Source organism: Lentzea sp. NPDC020367 (genome assembly GCF_044387305.1).
Taxonomy (GTDB): domain Bacteria; phylum Actinomycetota; class Actinomycetes; order Mycobacteriales; family Pseudonocardiaceae; genus Lentzea.
The window spans coordinates 1228061-1243154 of the sequence record NZ_JBIRVV010000002.1 but is presented as its reverse complement, the minus strand read 5'-3'; the positions used below and the strand labels follow the sequence as shown (position 1 = coordinate 1243154).

Genomic DNA, 15094 nt, shown 5'->3' with positions numbered 1-15094 from the left:
CCCGTTTGACGCCCCTTACGTCCGTGCGGTTCAGCACGTGGGCCTCTGCTGGGGTGGCGCACTTGAGAGCCATCGTTGCGACGAACACGGTCATCCTGCATCCGACGGGCCTGGTCGTAGGTCAGTCTGGGCCTGCCCGAGTGACCCCGATTTCCGGCTCTGTGTATGGGGCGTAGGAGATGAGCCGGCGCACGTCACCTACTGGGCTGGGCCCGTGGTCGACATGGCGCACCTCGTTCAGGTCACCGGCCACTGCCGCTGATCGAACTCGCAAGCCTTTCGCTGGCAAGAGCCCTATCTCGGCACCTTTGTGGACGGAGTACGACGTGAACGATCAGAGAAACTCCCAGACCTCGAACGAATGCCGCGTGCCGCGCCTCACGCCCGACGACACGTGGTGCATGTGGCTCGACTCAGGGGACATGCGCCACTTCTGGTCGACGGTCGCCCACGAGCGAACCGTTGCGCGAGACGGCAGTGACGCCACCGCCGACGAAGTACTCGACTGGAACGTCGAACTGATCGAAGACGAGACCGGCGACCGTTTCCCGTTGGACCACAACATGATGCTCGCGACCATGTCCCGCATCGTGTGCGAGCGCGATTCCGTCCAGCTGTCGAACGAGATCATCGGTCAGATCGTCGACGTGCTGGACGCCGACAGCCATGACGCCGCCACCGACGCGCTCTGTCAGCTCGACTGCGTTGGTTTCGACGCGATCGTCCAGCTCGCCACCCTCGGTCAAGTCGTCTACGGATGACAGAACCGACACGACACTCGTCAGGAGAGTTGATCATGTCGTCGTCCGACGTGCTTCGCGCCCGCTTGTTCCTCTCGCGCGCAGTGGAACCGCCAGCGCCTGCCGTGCACCACTTCGTCGCCGTGCACGGCCCAGTTGACGCCGTTTCTCGCATCCGAAACGGCGCTGCTCCCGCAGTGGTCCTCTCCGAGGTTGCTCGGCAGGACTTCCGGATAGAGGACGACTTGCGGGCCATCGACAACGGCACGGCCCGCTTGCTTGTCCCGGAAGACGAGGACTGGCCGCTGGGTCGGTTGTCTGCTCTGGTCGGCCCCGGCGTTCCGCTAGCCCTTTGGTTGCATGGCAAGGCTTCGCTCACCGAGCTGACCAACACCGCCGTCACGGTCACCGGAAGCCGCGCCTCTTCTGCCTACGGCAACACCATTGCCGCGCATTTCGGTGGTGGGCTGGCCGATGCCGGCGCGGTGGTTGTCAGCGGAGGGGCCCTCGGAGTGGACGAGTCCGCCCACCACGGCGCGCTTGCCGCAGACGGCCGGACGGTTGTGATCCTGCCTTGCAGCGTGGATCGAACCTTTCCACAACAGCACGTCCGCCTGTACGAGCAGGTTGTTGATCAGGGCGGTTTGTTGGTCAGCGAGTACCCGATCGGCGTGTTGCCGAGCCGAGCCCGCTTCCGCGCGCGGTGCCGCCTGCTGGCCGCCCTGACGGCGGCGACCGTGATCGTTGAAGCTGGACGACGCAGCGGCGCGCTCACGGTCGCTGGTGCCGCAAAGGAGCTGGGGCGGCGGGTGTACGGCGTTCCTGGGCCGATCCACTCCGTCACGTTGACCGGCGTGAACGAACTCCTCCGTGTCGGTGCCGCCACGGTGGCCACTTCGCTCGACCACGTCGACTACCGGGAGGGCCTGCTATGACCAGCTCAGAGCCGTTCCGCGCGGCGCTCGCGGCGGTGTCGCTCCCAGCAGACTGGCAGATCGAGGTGGTGGTCCGCCCGCGACGTCGCCGACTAGCGCTTGAAGTCGAACCAGGCGGTGCGGTCCTGGTTCTGGTCCCGCAGAACACGGATCCGCGTTTGATCACCTGGTTTGTCACCTGCAAACGGCAGTGGCTCACCGAGAAGGTGAAGATCGCTACGCGGCTCGCGCCCGCCCATCCGATCAAGGAGTTTATCGACGGCGAGGAGTTCCACCTCTACGGGGCCAGCTACCGGCTGCAGCTCGTGGACCACGTGCCCGCGGCTGTCGACCAGCTGCCCGCGTTCGCCCCGGAAGGGATCTTGTACGTGCATCGGCAGTCACCGGCCCAGATTCGCCTGGCGATCATCGGCCTCTACCGCAAGATCGGGCTGGCGTGGCTGCAACGGCACGGGCGCCAGTACGAGCTGGACGGCCAGATCTCGGACCTGACTTACGTCGTCCGCGACCTCGGTCGCCGTCACTGGGGGCTGTACTACACGCCCCCAAAGCACACCGTGGCCGCGCACTGGTCGGCGTTCAGCCTGCCTGTGCGGCTCGTTGAGTACCTGCTCGCACATGAGATGGCTCACGCCACCGGTCCGGCTGGACGCTCGCACGGCCCTGCCTGGCAGCGGCAGATGAACCAGTGGATGCCGGACTGGCGGCAACGTCAGTCCGAACTCGCCGAGACTGGCCGGCATGCCTGGCTGGGCGGCTGGAACCGACCCGCGTGAACTCGTCTCGGAGCCTGCTGGTGTCGAGTCGAGGTGTAGTGGTCCACGCCGTGATACAACAGGCTCGCCCGGCTTGTGCCTCAAGCACGGTGGGAAGGAGCGGGACGTGGACAAGGAAGAGCACTTCGGGTTGCTCAGGGAGAGCGCGGCCGAGGTGCAGGAGCTGCAGGACCACCTCCAGAAGATCCGCAAGCAAGAGGCCGAGCTTCAGGCGGACCGAGTCGCCACCCTCAGCAAGCTCAAGACGGCTCGCAAGACGCGGTTCGCGCGGATAACCGCAGCGATCGACGACAGGGTGCCGAAAGCTCAGGTTGCACGTGAGTCGAGCATGGATCGGACCAACCTGTACAAGCTGCTGGAAGGAAAAGAGGATGTTGCCGGAGCCGCGTCTGAGTGAGCCCGATCTTGGGCGAAGGGCCTGACGGTCGGAGCGGCCAGTCCTCCATCAAAGTGAATCGAGGGTCCACGCCCGCCACTTGCGACTAGCGATCCGCGCGCCGTTGAGGATAAATCCTGGGCCATCCTGGAGAATGACTCGATGCGCGTCACGCGATTGGTGATCTCGGGCTTCAGGGGCTGGGACAATTTGGATCTTCGCCCGGTTGGTCACGTTCTGCTCGCTGGCGTGCCGCGCGCGGGTCGCAGCGACGTTATCGCCGCGCTTGTTCGTGTGCTTGATCCGGACACGGCTCGTAGTCCGTCAGTAGCTGATCTTCGGCAGCATGTAGAGGCTCCAGTTCCCGGGGAGTCTCAAGTCACGACCCGTGCCGAGGTCGCCGAGATCGAAGTGACATTGAGCGATCTTGACCCTGATGCACAGCAGTTGTTCGACGGCTGTTTGGAGCCCCTCGACCTGTCTGGCGCGGCAAGCGACGATCTCGATGCGAACCCCTTCACCCCCCTGTGTGTTCGGCTTGCTTATCGACTCACTTACGACAGCGACGCCGATGTACTTGACACGGTTACGTACTATCCCGCACTCAGCAACCCGGCAATCAGCCAATACGTACGCGTGCCTGCCACGACCCGCAGGGCTCTTCCAGTCATCAATCTCAGTGTCAGCCAGCCGATGCAGTTGCGTCCTGGTGGTCGACTACGGCAGATAATCGACGGCCGTGATCCTCTGGCCGCGAAGCAGGCCTTTCAGCGGCTCTACGACGCCGTCAACGCCGCAATTGGCGCGTTGTCAACAGATCCCGCCATCACCGAGGCGGTAGACGCCGTTCTGCAGTCTGGTGGTGCCGGAGCACGCCTCGGCGATGTTCCCATCACGTCCGCCGATGTTGGGTTTCTCGCAGAAGACGGTTCTATCGCTGCTCTGCTGCGCACGTTGCAAGCAGCAATGCGTCTCGACGCGGCCGGGCTCCTGGCGTTGACGAACCAGGGCAGCACGGCTACCGCCATCCTGTCGGTAGCAGAGGCCATGCTGCTCGCTAACGTTCCGGGCGCGATCGTTTTGGCTGACGACTTCGGTGATCGGCTTGACACTGCGGCAGCGGAGCATCTGGCGTCCGTCCTTCGAGCGCGATCTGGGCAAGTTTGGCTATCGACTCGGCGTCCCGAGGTTGCCCGCGCCTTCGAGCCCAACGAACTCGTCCGCCTCGTCCGCCACGGCGGCACCCGCGCGCACCATCAACTCTCAACCATCACTGATCGCAAGGCCCTGACGGCTGTGCGGCAGCTGCACACGCAACTCTTGGCGGCGTTGACTGCGCCGACGGTTGCGATCACTGAGGGTCCCCATGACGTGGCGGTCTACGCAAAGGTCGACCGCCGATATCCTCCTGGAGCTCTGCCTCTTTCGGCTCATGGTGTGCGTCTCGTCGCCGCGGGCACTGGGCAGGACGGTGGAATTGACCAAATTCCAAGGGTGGCCTCATTGGCTCGTTCTCTGGGATTCCGCGTTGTGGCGCTAATCGATCGAGATAAGGATAGCCCTCAATCTCAGCTTCAGCTTCAAAAGATCCAAGAAACAAGCGATGTGGTTATCCGGCTGCCTGCTGGCGCTATCGAAAGAGCCATGCTTGCTGGAATAGGTATTGACAAAGTTGCTGGCGCCAGCTCCGCTCTCACTGCGTACGGAATTCCGGATCCGGTTGCTGGTCTGGCTGGTGAGGCTGCTTTTACGAAACTTTGTCAAGTAACTCACAAGCAGGGTCTTCATGAACAGCTCCTTGAAGCCTTGTATTCAGAGACCGGAGTCCATCCGCCGATGATCAAGGTTGTCCTTGATGTCCTCGGTGCAGTTGCAAGCCCTACCTATAGTGGCGCTACTTTGATCGACCTCGCCGAGATTCCGAGACCTGCGCCGGAGTCCTCATGAAATACAGGCCGAACGACGAGCAAAAATCTGTCGTCTCAAGCAACGATCCTGTTGTCGTCGTTGCCGGTGGAGCTGGTACTGGCAAAACCATCACCGCTGTTTCGGCGGCCCGTGCGCACCTTGAAGCTGCAGATAAATGGCTGCAGGCTCTTCGATGTGCTGCTGAAAAGGCTGGAGCTCGCGCGGTACTCCCGGCGCGTCAACGTGTTTTATTCCTGTCCTTCTCTCGGACGGCGATTGCGCAAATTGTCGACCGCGCCGGAGAAGTTATCGGCCCTCATGGCCCTCGGTTGGAAGTTGCAACGTTCCACGGGTTCGCATGGCGGATCATAAGCGCGTTTGGATCCAGTCATGGATTTGCTCCGCCGCTCACCGTTCTAAGCTCGGCAAATATGCGTGTTCCTGGAGCCCCTAAAGGACTCACCTACGAGCAACTCATACCCGCTGCACGAAGTCTGCTTGCAATAAGGAGGGTGAGCGACCACTATTCCAGTCGCTATGGCCTTGTGATCTGTGACGAGTTCCAGGACACCGACGCGCAAGAGTGGCAATTTCTTCAGCTGATCGCACCTCGCGCCCGGCGAATCCTGCTCGGAGATGTGAACCAGTCCATCTATGGCGGTTTCAAGCCTGGAGTCGACGCGGCGACACGCATCGCCTCAGCCTTGTCCATCCCTGGGGCCCAGCAGATCGATTTGCCGCCCGCAAGTTATCGAGATCCCAGCGGCGTCCTGCCCGCCGCAGCCGAGGCAGCTAGACGGCGACGTTTCAATGATCCTGCACTGCGGGTGGCTGCCAGTACCGGGCGCTTGACCATCACGCAAATGACGGACGATAGAGGCTACGCGCAAGTAATCGACCTCGCGCGACAAGCCCGTCATCACGGGCACAGCGTAAGCATCTTCACTCACACGAACACTGCGACTACAGAACTATCGGACGCATTGACCGCTGCGGGACTGATTCACGAGCAAGTTGGATTTGGGGAAGCTTACGGTGAAGCGCTCGCCGCTCAATTGGCGTTGGTCCAGTATGCGCTCGGCGACGACTCGGCTCCGGTTCTCCGGGCGCTGGCCGTATACATTACAGCAACGCAGCGAGGCAAAGGGCTTTCTCCGCTCGCGCGGCAGATGCTCACCCCCGCCAATAACCCCGCTTTGGAACGCGCACTTGCGCAACTTGCGACAGATCTTCGAGCCTCGGTAAATCCGCTCAACCTGGAACTCCTGGCGGATACAGTCGCCGGCGCCTACGGTCGAATTGGTACATTTCGTGGCCAAGAGACCTGGCTGCAGGCTGCCCAGCGCACGCGTAATAAACTGCAGATCCGACGTGGCGAACAGGGAATTGCGGCTATTATGGCTGACTTGCTTCAAGTTCGCGATGAATCTCTTGTTGGAAATCTTGCGAATCGGCGGCGACCGATTCAAGTTATGAACCTTCACCAGACAAAAGGGCGGGAGGCTGATACGACAATCCTCTTGCTTGGATCGGACGAGTTTTACGGGTGTGAGGACGAGCCATACCCGGAAGGTTCACGGCTTCTTTACGTTGTTATGACTCGCGCTCGTAAGCAGTCCCATCTAGTCGTTCCTGCCATTGCGCATCCGCTCTGGCAGCCACTGATTGCGGTCTGCCGGTCAGTAATTTAGCCTTCTTGTCAGGAAGATCGGTCGACGCCGAACGCGCCGTCGCGGCGATCAAGCAGCCAGCGGCAACGATCTCCGATTGCCTCGTCAACCGCGAGCCTGCAGGCCACGAACCTGGGCGGGGACGTCCTGGACGCCTGTCCGCACCATCCTCACGTGCATCGCTGCTATAACGCCGTGTAACACGCGAGTGCCCCGCCACGGTTAACGGCGGGACGGCCGGATCATGTGATCGGCGGGGAGGTTCGGGATGGGCGAGCAGATCGACTTGTTCGAGGCGTCGGCTTCGGCGGTCGGCTACCTCTATCAGCTCCGCAAGGCGCTCTACTTCTGCGTCGAACAGACAGGAGCCGGTCCCGACTGGTCCGTGGCCATCGAAGCGGGCGACGACATCGAGGTCCACGAGGACGCGGGACCGGGCCTCTACCAGCTCAAGCACCGCGCTCCGGGGACCAAGATGACTGACAAGGCCACTGACCTGTGGAAGAGCCTGCGGATCTGGGCCACCGGTTGGGCCGAGTCTGCAGCCAGCCAGGATCGCCCCACCTTTTTCCTGCTCACGACCGCCGAGGCCGCCGCGGAAGGCGCCGCCTACCACCTCCGGCCTCCGGGCCCTGGCAGCCCCCGGGACGAAGCGAAGGCGCTCGAGCTGCTAGATGAAGCCCGTCGCACCTCCAGGAACGAGACCAACAAGTCCGCGTACAAGGCCTGGGACAAGCTGACGGCAGATCAGCGTCGATCCCTGCTCGAGCGGATTCGCGTGCTCGACGCGGCGCCTGACATCGACGAGACGACCGAGCGCCTCCAGAGCCTGCTGGGCCTCGCCGTGGGCCACGAACACGCGAAGGTCTTTCTGGAACGCCTGGACGGGTGGTTCTTCCGCAGGGTCGTCGCCCAGTTGCGCGACCCTGCGTCGGGGCCGGTGACCGGCTTGGAGTTCGACGTGGTGTTCAGCGAACGCCGCAAAGGATTCGGCCCGGACAGCCTGCCCATCGACGACGACCTGCCTGAGACAGGCGGCGCGGACCCTGCCGGCGGAGAACAGGTCTACGTCCGGCAACTGCGCCTCGTGAATGTCGGCGACAACAGGATCCAGCAGGCGGTCAGCGACTACCTACGGGCGTTCACCCAGCGGTCGAGGTGGGTCAATGACAACCTGCTCCGGCCAGGTGAGCTGGGTAAGTACGAGAAGCTCCTCGTCGAGGAGTGGTCAAGCCGCTTCGAGGAGATGCGCGAGGAGTTGGGGCAAGAGGCCGCGGAGGAGGCCAAGGTCCGCGAGGCCCGCGCCATCTACCGGTGGGTCGATCGCGATGCCCGGTTCCCCATCCGGCCGGGATGCGACGAGCCGTTCGTCACCAAGGGCTCGTACCAGATCCTCGCTGACGAGCAGCGGATCGGCTGGCACCCCGAGTTCCAGGAGCGCCTCATGGCGCTGCTCGGGTCGGTGTCGAGCAAATGAGCAGCCCTGTCGAGTGGAGCAGGGAAGAGCGGGCGCTGTACAACCCGGCCTTCACCGCCCTAGTCTGCGCCCGCGTCGTCCAAGGCCACCTGGACGCGCACGAACGCCCCAGTCCGCTGCCCCTCGTGGTCGCCTCCGCTGTCATGGCGTTGCAACCTGCGGTCCGGGACCTGCTTCCGAACGCCAACGCCAACATGGCCCAGTGGGCGGAAAACAACGGGACCATCAAAGTTCACATGTCCGCCAACGCCCCCGGACTTCTCACCGTGGTGCGGCCCGGACTGCTGTTCGCACTGCAGACCCAGGTCCTCGTTCTGGATGGGGCCGCACTCACCCTGCGCGACAAGGCCATCCCGAAGGGGATCCGGAACCTGTCAGCCGAAGCCGCCGCGATCCAGAAGGCCGCCCACATGCTCGGCCGGTGGCTGCCCACCGGCGGGCCTACCGCCACCGTCCTCACCCTGCTTGGAGTACGACCGTGACCTGGCAGCTCAAGTCCCTGACCCTGTACGGCAAGCAGCCCGGTCAGGTGCGCAGCCTGGAGTTCAACCTCGGCGAACTCAACATCGTCACTGGCGACTCCCTCACGGGCAAGACCTCCCTCTGGGATGTCACCAACTACTGCATGGCCAGCAGCGGCGACAACTACCCCATCAGCGCGGGCAAGCTGCGCGAGTACGTCGACGTTTTCGCGGTGCAGATCGTCCGCGGCGACCGTCAGCTGTTCGTGGCCCGCCCGGCAGCGCGCGGAACCACCCCATCCCCCCGGCTCTGCCTGGTCTTCCAGCAGCCAGGGGATCTCCCACTGGCTGCAGAACAGATGCAGTTCACTTTCACCATCGAGGCCGCGCGCGGCCTGCTCGCCGAGTTCACGGGCATCGACCTCTCAATCCGCCTGCCAACCACCCGGGGCAACACCATGGCCCCGTCCATCCGCCATGCTCTGTACTTCTGCATTCAAGCCCAAAACGTGGTGGCGAATCCCGACCACCTGTTCCACTCGCAGGGGGAGGATCACGGCCCCAGGACGATCCGCGACATCTTCCCCTACTTCATCGGGGCTGTGGATCCCGAACAGGCCGTGCAACGTGCACAGCTGCAGCGGATGAAGTCCGAACTGCGGAACCATGAGCGAGATCTCAACCAGCAGGAATCCGCAGCGCCCGCGTCCGGACAGGCCCGTGCCCTGGTAAGGGAAGCGGTCGAGACCTCGCTGCTCGACCCTCTGAACACCGACGAACTCACGCTGGACGACGCGCTCGCGCTGCTCGGCACCGCCGCCTCGGCACCCCTGCCCGGTCTGCCCGAGATCCCCGAGGACGAAGACGATCCCCTGGCCACCCTCTCGCAGGAGAGGGATCGACTGCGCATCGCCTTCCAGCAGACGCGCGCCCGGCTCGCTGAACTCAGAAGCGCACTCCGCGACCGCAGCGAGTTCCTGACGCAAGCACTCGACCACCGCGAACGCTTGACTTCTTTGTCACTGCTCAAAGTCAGCCCTGACACCGCTCTGGAAGCATGCCCGGTCTGCAACAGCGAAGTGACCGCCCCGAGCGCCGTCGCGACCGCACTGCGGACAGACCTGGAGGAGCTCAACGCCAACGTCGTCCACGTCAGCGACGACACCCCGCAGATCCAGGCCCTCATTAACGAACAAGAAGAATTGCTCCGCGAGCACCGCCGCGCACTCGGAGCCAACCACGACGAACGCGACGCACTCGAGGCCGGCATGCGCGAGGCCGCACGGTACCGCGACACCACGCTACGCGCCGCCGCCGTCCGCGGGCGCATCAGCCTGTTCCTGGAGAACGCCGCACGTTACACAGTCGCACCCCGCATCCGCGACCAGCGCGAAAACATGCGCGCGGCCATCGAGGAACTGGAGGAGGCCCTCGGCCACGACGTGCAGGCCGACCGGGTCAACAGCAGCCTGTCACTGATCAACCAGAAGATCACCGCCAAGGCCCGCGCACTCGTCCTCGAGCACTCGGACGCCCCCATCCGGTTCGACCTGCGCCGCCTCACCGTCGTGGCCGACACCGACGACGGACCAGTCCCCCTCAAGGAGATCGGCGGCGGGCAAAACTGGCTGGGCTACCACCTGGCCGCGTTCCTGAGCCTGCACGAGTGGTTCATCGACCACAATCGGCCAGTGCCGCAGCTGCTCGTTCTCGACCAGCCTTCCCAGGTCTACTTCCCCGCCGACTACAAAGGAACAGACCTACAGCCAGCCGCAGAGTCCGACCGGACAGCTCTCCTGCGCGCGTACCAAGCCATCGCCGACACCATCACCACCGCAGACGGCAAGCTCCAGGTCATCGCCATGGAACACGCAGACCTGGAGCAACCGGTCTTCGCATCTGCGGTGATCCGGCGGTGGCGTGACGGTCAAGGCGCCCTGGTCCCGGCCGAGTGGATCACCGCAGGCTGACGCCAGGCTAGCCGGCCGCGGTGAGATCACCGAGCGAAGTCCTGCCGGGTAGAGACTCGGCGAATCACCAAGGGTTGACGGGCGCACCGGTGCCGCCAGCTCGACAAACACACGACCGAACCGCAGGTCGCTGTGTGTCTCGGCTTCCGTCGCCGCGCTCCTCCGGGTCAGTTCGATGAAGGGGTTGCGCGTGGTCAGCTGGCCGATGCGGCATGAGCGCGCGTTGCGAACGCGAACTGGTCTCGGTACCTGATCAAATGGTCATCTTGTGGTCGTCTGCGCGGAAGTGGTCAAGTGTGCGTGGAAGCTACAAGCAGACCACCCGCGGTCGGCCGGGATGCCGCGAGGTAGTCGTCCCCACGCCAGCGATACGGGCTGACTTGTACAGGCTGACCGAAGGTCGGAGCGTGCACCATCTTTCCGGCGCCGAGGTGAAGGCCGACGTGGTGGACGTTGCTCGGCGTGCCGTAGAAGACCAGGTCTCCGGGTATGAGCGGTTGGCCGCCGGGTACGAGTGGACCGGCTTCGTACTCCGGCTGCGTCGTACGAGGGATGACGATGCCGGCGGCCCTGTAGGCGGCCATGATCAGACCCGAGCAGTCCCAACCGGTTTCGCCGTTGCCACCCCAGACATAGGGCTCGCCCAGCTGGGCACAAGCGAACGCGATTGCCTTGGCTGCAACAGGGTTGGGTGCCTGGATGTTGTTGCAGTCGCCGGTGCCGGTCGTGGCGTCGCCGTACTTCTTCGCCTGTGCGAGCACGTCGTTGACGTACCAGTCCGCGTGGTTGTAGGCCCAGATCGCCTTGCGGATGTCCTTCTGGGCACCGGAATCGCAGAGGTAGTAGGCGGCGGCGTAGATCGCGTCCTGCTTGTTCCACGGGGACGGCGGCTTCTGGCCACCTGGCGGAAGCGGGCGCCGCGCGATGACCCCGTCGAACGTGGGTTGGAGAAACTGCATCGGTCCTCGTGCGCCCGCATAGTTCTCGGTTCCGTTCGCGACGCCAGCCAGTGGGCTGCGACCGTGATCACTCTCGATCTTGCCGATCGCGGCGAGGATCGACCACTCCAAGCCGGGACAGGTCGGGGCCGCTGCCTGATAGAGCGCCAGGTAGTCGCCGGGGATATCGGCTAGCGCTGCTGTGCTTAGCTGAGTGCTGCTGCCTCCGAGGAGCCCTTTGACGATTGCCTGTCCAATGCCGCCGAGTAAGAGGGGCAGGGCGACGACTACTGCTGCGACGGCGACGGCGATCTTCACGGGTCACCTCCCGAAATTGCTGGTGGGCTGTGGTGGGGGAAGTGGATCCGGCGCGCTCAGAGCCAAGGACACCTCCCGGATTGAGACCGCGGGTGAGGGCGGCGCTGCTGGTGGGGCGGCCTGAGGCCAGAGTTGCGCGAGCTCGGCGAGCCGCAGGCGGCCCGGCCGTCGCGAGGCGGCGGTGGAGATCGGCAGCCACCTGGCAGCGGCCGGGTTTCGTTCACCCGCGACGCCCGCGGTGGTGGCCACCGGCACGAGTTCAGGGCGATCGAGTTGCGCCAGCGTGGTGGTGAGTGCGCTGCGTGCACTGGTTTCGCGGCTGTTGGTCGGTAGCCACACAAGTACCGGGGTGCTGATTCCCGTTGCGGTTGCTAGCTTCTCGTAGTCGTGGAGCTTGCTGCTGAGAATGCCGAGAGCCTCGGTGCCGAAGTCGAACTCCAGGAAGAACTCGATCTCGCGGCCGTCTTCCCGCCAGCGGCCGTAGGCGTCGGGGCGGACCATGTCGCCGAACAAGCGTAGGCAGCGCAGCTCCGACCACCACGCGGTCAGGTGACCGGTGGCACAGGGTTGTTGGCTGAGCGCGACCAGGCTGGTGAAGAAGCCGTTGATCCCGACGGTGTGGGCCAGGCGCAGGGAGTATGCGATTCCCAGGGCGTCTTCGTGCCGGTAGCCGATCTTCTTGGGGTCCAGGCCGTCCTCGTAGGCGAGGGCGACCGCGCCAGCGATGTCGAGCACATAGTGCATGGGCGCGGTGCCTTTGTTGACGAACGGTTGGAAGCGGTCGACGACGCGCCACGTGAACAGGTCGCGCAGGCGGTGGTTGGCTGCGCGTTTGCTCGGGTAGCAGAGTTCGATGATCTGCTTTGAGGTCAGGACTTTGTGTTCGTAGAGCATTCTGGTCAGCCATCGGTCTCGTGGCGTGAGTCGTCGGGCCAGCTGGGCGTGGTGTTCGCCGGTGGTGGCTGCTCGTGGTGTGGGGCGTTGCGGCATGTGTCCTCGCAACGCTCGTTGAGGTGTGGGGTTCGAGATCATGGAACGCACCTCCCAGGTGTGGAGGGACTACGCGGCGCGGCGTGGATCCACAGTGGACGACTTCGGTTCGGTGGCGTCTGATGCTGGAGGGCGTGTGTTCACCCTGGCCGCCTTGCGGATGGCTTTGGCGCGTCCTGGAATGGCCGGCCTGAGCTTCTCGGTCACCGCGGTGAACGCTGGGGTCTCTTCGCCGCCGACTACGAGGCGGGCCGCGACGTGGTAGACGCCGAGATTCGAGAGGTCGTGTTCGGAGAGCCTCGGCATGGTGTGCCTCGCCAGACGCCTTGCGTCCTCTGGAGATACGTTGAAGTAGATCTTTGACCGGGCGTTGGTGCTGATGCCCTCTTCGAGTTCCTTCGTGAGCTGGTTCATGTACTGGTGTGCAAGGGCGGTCGACAGCTTGTAAGCGCGTGCCTCGGCGAGCATGTCCTCTGCCGGATACGGCAGGTTCAGGAAGTTGTGGCACTCGTCGATGTACAGCCCGCAGTGGCGTCGTTGGCGCTTGGGGATGTTGGCTCGGCGGGTGGCGGCCTGCCAGGTGCGTGCGACGACGATCGAGCCGACCAGCTGTGCGGTTTCCGTGCCCAGGGCGTCGCGGGCGATGCGGACGAGGCAGATTCCGCCGTTGTTGAGCACGTCGTCCATGTCCACGGTGGATTCGCCGCCAGCGATGGCGGCACGGACGAAGGGCCGGAGAAGGAAGCCGCGGACCTTGTTCATCAGCGGTGCGATCACCTGGGCCCGGTTGGCTTCGGAGAGGTCGTCGTACCAGGACCAGAAGCCTTTGAGCACTTCGTCGTCGATGTGGTCGCGTGCCCGTTGGCGGAAGGCCTGCACGGTGAGCAGCTTGGGGAGGTCGACCAGGGTCGGCGTGCCGGGCATCGCGGTCAGAGTCAGCAGGCTGGCGCGCAGGATGTCCTCGGTGCGCGGTCCCCACGAGGACGCGTAGATGCGGGAGAAGATGCTGACGAGGTTGTCGACCGCACGGACCTTGTCTCTGCCGTCCAGGGGATTGAGCACCGGCGGGCGGGATTTGGAGTCGGCGTCGAACAGCACGACCTTCTCGCCGAGTTCTTCTGGCAGCCGCATCAGGATGTCGGAGACGAGGTCGCCCTTGGGATCGATCACCACGACGCCCCGGCCCGCTTCGGCATCGGCCAGGATCATCTGCGCCATGAGCTCGGACTTGCCGGAACCGGTGGCCCCGAGCAGGTGCACGTGGTGCGTTGCGTCCGCGACGTGCAGGCCGACAGGGCGGGAGTGGCCGGAGTCCGAACGCCCGATCGGTTTGACGTGCTCGCCGACGTCAGCGATTCCTGGCGGAGGCGGCACGGCCTTCGCGCCGGCCCGCTGCAGACCAGGAGTGGCCTCGTCGACCGGCAGGTGCGCGAGTGCCGCAAGCTCGCGGATCGAGAGCAGGTCGCCCTTGCTGAACCGGCGATCGGCGAGAGTGGCGGCTGGTCGGCGGAGCCGGACGCGGCGGTAGTAGTTGTGCTCGGAGTAGGCGGCGAACGCCGACGCGATCGCATGCCCGCGGCCACGCAGAACCTCCCGCACAGCTTGGACTTCACCTGCGGTCGCGGTCTCCGGCATGGTCGTGGTCACCGAGTACCGGATGCGAGTCTCGAACTGGTTCGCCCGCAATTTCTCGACAACAGCGCGGTCTTGAGCGGCGTGCTCCAGGCTGACCTGCCGATCGACACCGTGGCTCCGACTCCTTGGTGACGACTTCGGCGTCTTGCCTGGCGTGACGAGGTCGAGGAGCCGACCGACCAGGTGGGGTGATCGGCCTGCGTGCACGCTGCGGGCAGCTCGACGTGCTTTGGCGACGCGGTGGCCGGCGACGGGGCGGGCAAGGACCTGTACGCACGCCCGCTCGTGCGGTCCAAGCCCGACCGGGGCACCGAGAAGTGCTCGGATCGGATCCACGGGGTGTTCGGTGCGGATGGGCAGAGCCTCGGTCCGTGCGAGCCGCAGCTCACCGCCAACGGCTTCGGCTTTCCGGCCCTCTGGGACGTCCGGGAACGACCTCGCGGGCGAGGTCCGGGTGTGGGAGCCGGGCCAGGCGGCTTCGATCGCGCGCTCGACCATGCCGGGCGGCACTAGACCAGGTATCCAGAACTGGATCTGGACGCCGTCCGCGGTGAACGTGAGCTCGAAGGCGAGGTGGGGCTGGCCGGAGAAACGGCGAAGCCACCCAGGCCTGAGTAGCCCCACCAGGTTGGACCACATCGTGAGCGCACCGGACGGATCGACCGTGGGCGGAGCGAGCACGGTGATCAGGCGGGCATCGCTGACCAGCCATTGGTGATACCGGCGCTGCCAGCGGCGTCGCGCGAGGATCACGCCGGTCGTCGCGATCGCGAGCACGGGAGCGATGACCGGGCCCCACGCCAGAGCGAGTTCACGCAGGTACGTCAGCGCGCTCTGGAACGCACCCAGCGGGTCGCGCAGATAGTCCTGGACCGGCGAGAAGCGATTGGGGGACAAGCA

Annotated in this window: 12 protein-coding genes; 9 read left to right on the top strand and 3 right to left on the bottom strand. The window is 64.7% G+C overall.

Translation table 11 applies throughout. The features are described 5' to 3' along the window. Positions 1–326: 326 nt before the first annotated feature. From ACH413_RS11960 to ACH413_RS11920, 9 genes are all read left to right on the top strand, one after another. Complete coding sequence (locus tag ACH413_RS11960; protein WP_360031151.1) at positions 327–761, top strand: hypothetical protein; 435 nt, start codon at positions 327–329, stop codon at positions 759–761. Positions 762–796: 35 nt separating this feature from the next. After that, positions 797–1675 carry a DNA-processing protein DprA gene (locus tag ACH413_RS11955; protein ID WP_360031149.1) on the top strand — a complete coding sequence of 293 codons (879 nt, stop codon included), beginning with the start codon at positions 797–799 and terminating at the stop codon, positions 1673–1675. Beyond that, positions 1672–2451 (top strand): YgjP-like metallopeptidase domain-containing protein, encoded by a 780-nt coding sequence (locus ACH413_RS11950; protein ID WP_360031147.1) that lies wholly within the window; start codon positions 1672–1674, stop codon positions 2449–2451. The genes ACH413_RS11955 and ACH413_RS11950 overlap by 4 nt, the downstream gene beginning before the upstream one ends. A gap of 106 nt (positions 2452–2557) precedes the next feature. Next, positions 2558–2848, top strand: a complete 291-nt coding sequence (locus ACH413_RS11945) for a hypothetical protein (protein ID WP_360031146.1) — start codon at positions 2558–2560, stop codon at positions 2846–2848. Positions 2849–2989: 141 nt separating this feature from the next. Beyond that, positions 2990–4774, top strand: a complete 1785-nt coding sequence (locus ACH413_RS11940; protein ID WP_360031144.1) for a hypothetical protein — start codon at positions 2990–2992, stop codon at positions 4772–4774. Next, the gene (locus tag ACH413_RS11935; RefSeq protein ID WP_360031142.1) at positions 4771–6426 is read left to right on the top strand and encodes a UvrD-helicase domain-containing protein; all 1656 of its coding nucleotides are present in this window, start codon (positions 4771–4773) and stop codon (positions 6424–6426) included. Before ACH413_RS11940 ends, ACH413_RS11935 begins: the two co-directional genes overlap by 4 nt. Before the next feature lie 247 nt (positions 6427–6673). Next, a complete protein-coding gene (locus ACH413_RS11930; RefSeq protein WP_360031140.1) occupies positions 6674–7882 on the top strand; it encodes an ABC-three component system protein in 1209 nt (402 codons plus the stop codon). After that, positions 7879–8364: a three component ABC system middle component gene (locus ACH413_RS11925; RefSeq protein ID WP_360031138.1), complete on the top strand. Its 486-nt coding sequence runs from the start codon at positions 7879–7881 to the stop codon at positions 8362–8364. Before ACH413_RS11930 ends, ACH413_RS11925 begins: the two co-directional genes overlap by 4 nt. Continuing rightward, positions 8361–10313 carry a DUF3732 domain-containing protein gene (locus tag ACH413_RS11920; protein WP_360031136.1) on the top strand — a complete coding sequence of 651 codons (1953 nt, stop codon included), beginning with the start codon at positions 8361–8363 and terminating at the stop codon, positions 10311–10313. Before ACH413_RS11925 ends, ACH413_RS11920 begins: the two co-directional genes overlap by 4 nt. A 290-nt stretch (positions 10314–10603) precedes the next feature. Here ACH413_RS11920 and ACH413_RS11915 read toward each other — a convergent pair whose 3' ends face one another. Genes ACH413_RS11915 through ACH413_RS11905 form a run of 3 tightly spaced genes read right to left on the bottom strand, consistent with a single transcriptional unit; the run spans position 10604 to position 15091 of the window. After that, positions 10604–11569 carry a bifunctional lytic transglycosylase/C40 family peptidase gene (locus ACH413_RS11915; protein WP_360031134.1) on the bottom strand — a complete coding sequence of 322 codons (966 nt, stop codon included), beginning with the start codon at positions 11567–11569 and terminating at the stop codon, positions 10604–10606. A 3-nt stretch (positions 11570–11572) separates the two neighbouring features. Then, positions 11573–12601 carry a replication-relaxation family protein gene (locus ACH413_RS11910; RefSeq protein WP_396424963.1) on the bottom strand — a complete coding sequence of 343 codons (1029 nt, stop codon included), beginning with the start codon at positions 12599–12601 and terminating at the stop codon, positions 11573–11575. Between the two features lie 27 nt (positions 12602–12628). After that, positions 12629–15091 carry a helicase HerA domain-containing protein gene (locus tag ACH413_RS11905; RefSeq protein ID WP_360031130.1) on the bottom strand — a complete coding sequence of 821 codons (2463 nt, stop codon included), beginning with the start codon at positions 15089–15091 and terminating at the stop codon, positions 12629–12631. Positions 15092–15094: the final 3 nt, after the last annotated feature.

What these genes read in the sequence shown, in the direction of transcription:
- ACH413_RS11940 (WP_360031144.1), top strand. Translation starts at nt 2,990, where the DNA reads ATGCGCGTCACGCGATTGGTGATCTCGGGCTTCAGGGGCTGGGACAAT.
- ACH413_RS11910 (WP_396424963.1), bottom strand. Translation starts at nt 12,601, where the DNA reads ATGATCTCGAACCCCACACCTCAACGAGCGTTGCGAGGACACATGCCG.
- ACH413_RS11950 (WP_360031147.1), top strand. Translation starts at nt 1,672, where the DNA reads ATGACCAGCTCAGAGCCGTTCCGCGCGGCGCTCGCGGCGGTGTCGCTC.
- ACH413_RS11930 (WP_360031140.1), top strand. Translation starts at nt 6,674, where the DNA reads ATGGGCGAGCAGATCGACTTGTTCGAGGCGTCGGCTTCGGCGGTCGGC.
- ACH413_RS11955 (WP_360031149.1), top strand. Translation starts at nt 797, where the DNA reads ATGTCGTCGTCCGACGTGCTTCGCGCCCGCTTGTTCCTCTCGCGCGCA.
- ACH413_RS11935 (WP_360031142.1), top strand. Translation starts at nt 4,771, where the DNA reads ATGAAATACAGGCCGAACGACGAGCAAAAATCTGTCGTCTCAAGCAAC.
- ACH413_RS11925 (WP_360031138.1), top strand. Translation starts at nt 7,879, where the DNA reads ATGAGCAGCCCTGTCGAGTGGAGCAGGGAAGAGCGGGCGCTGTACAAC.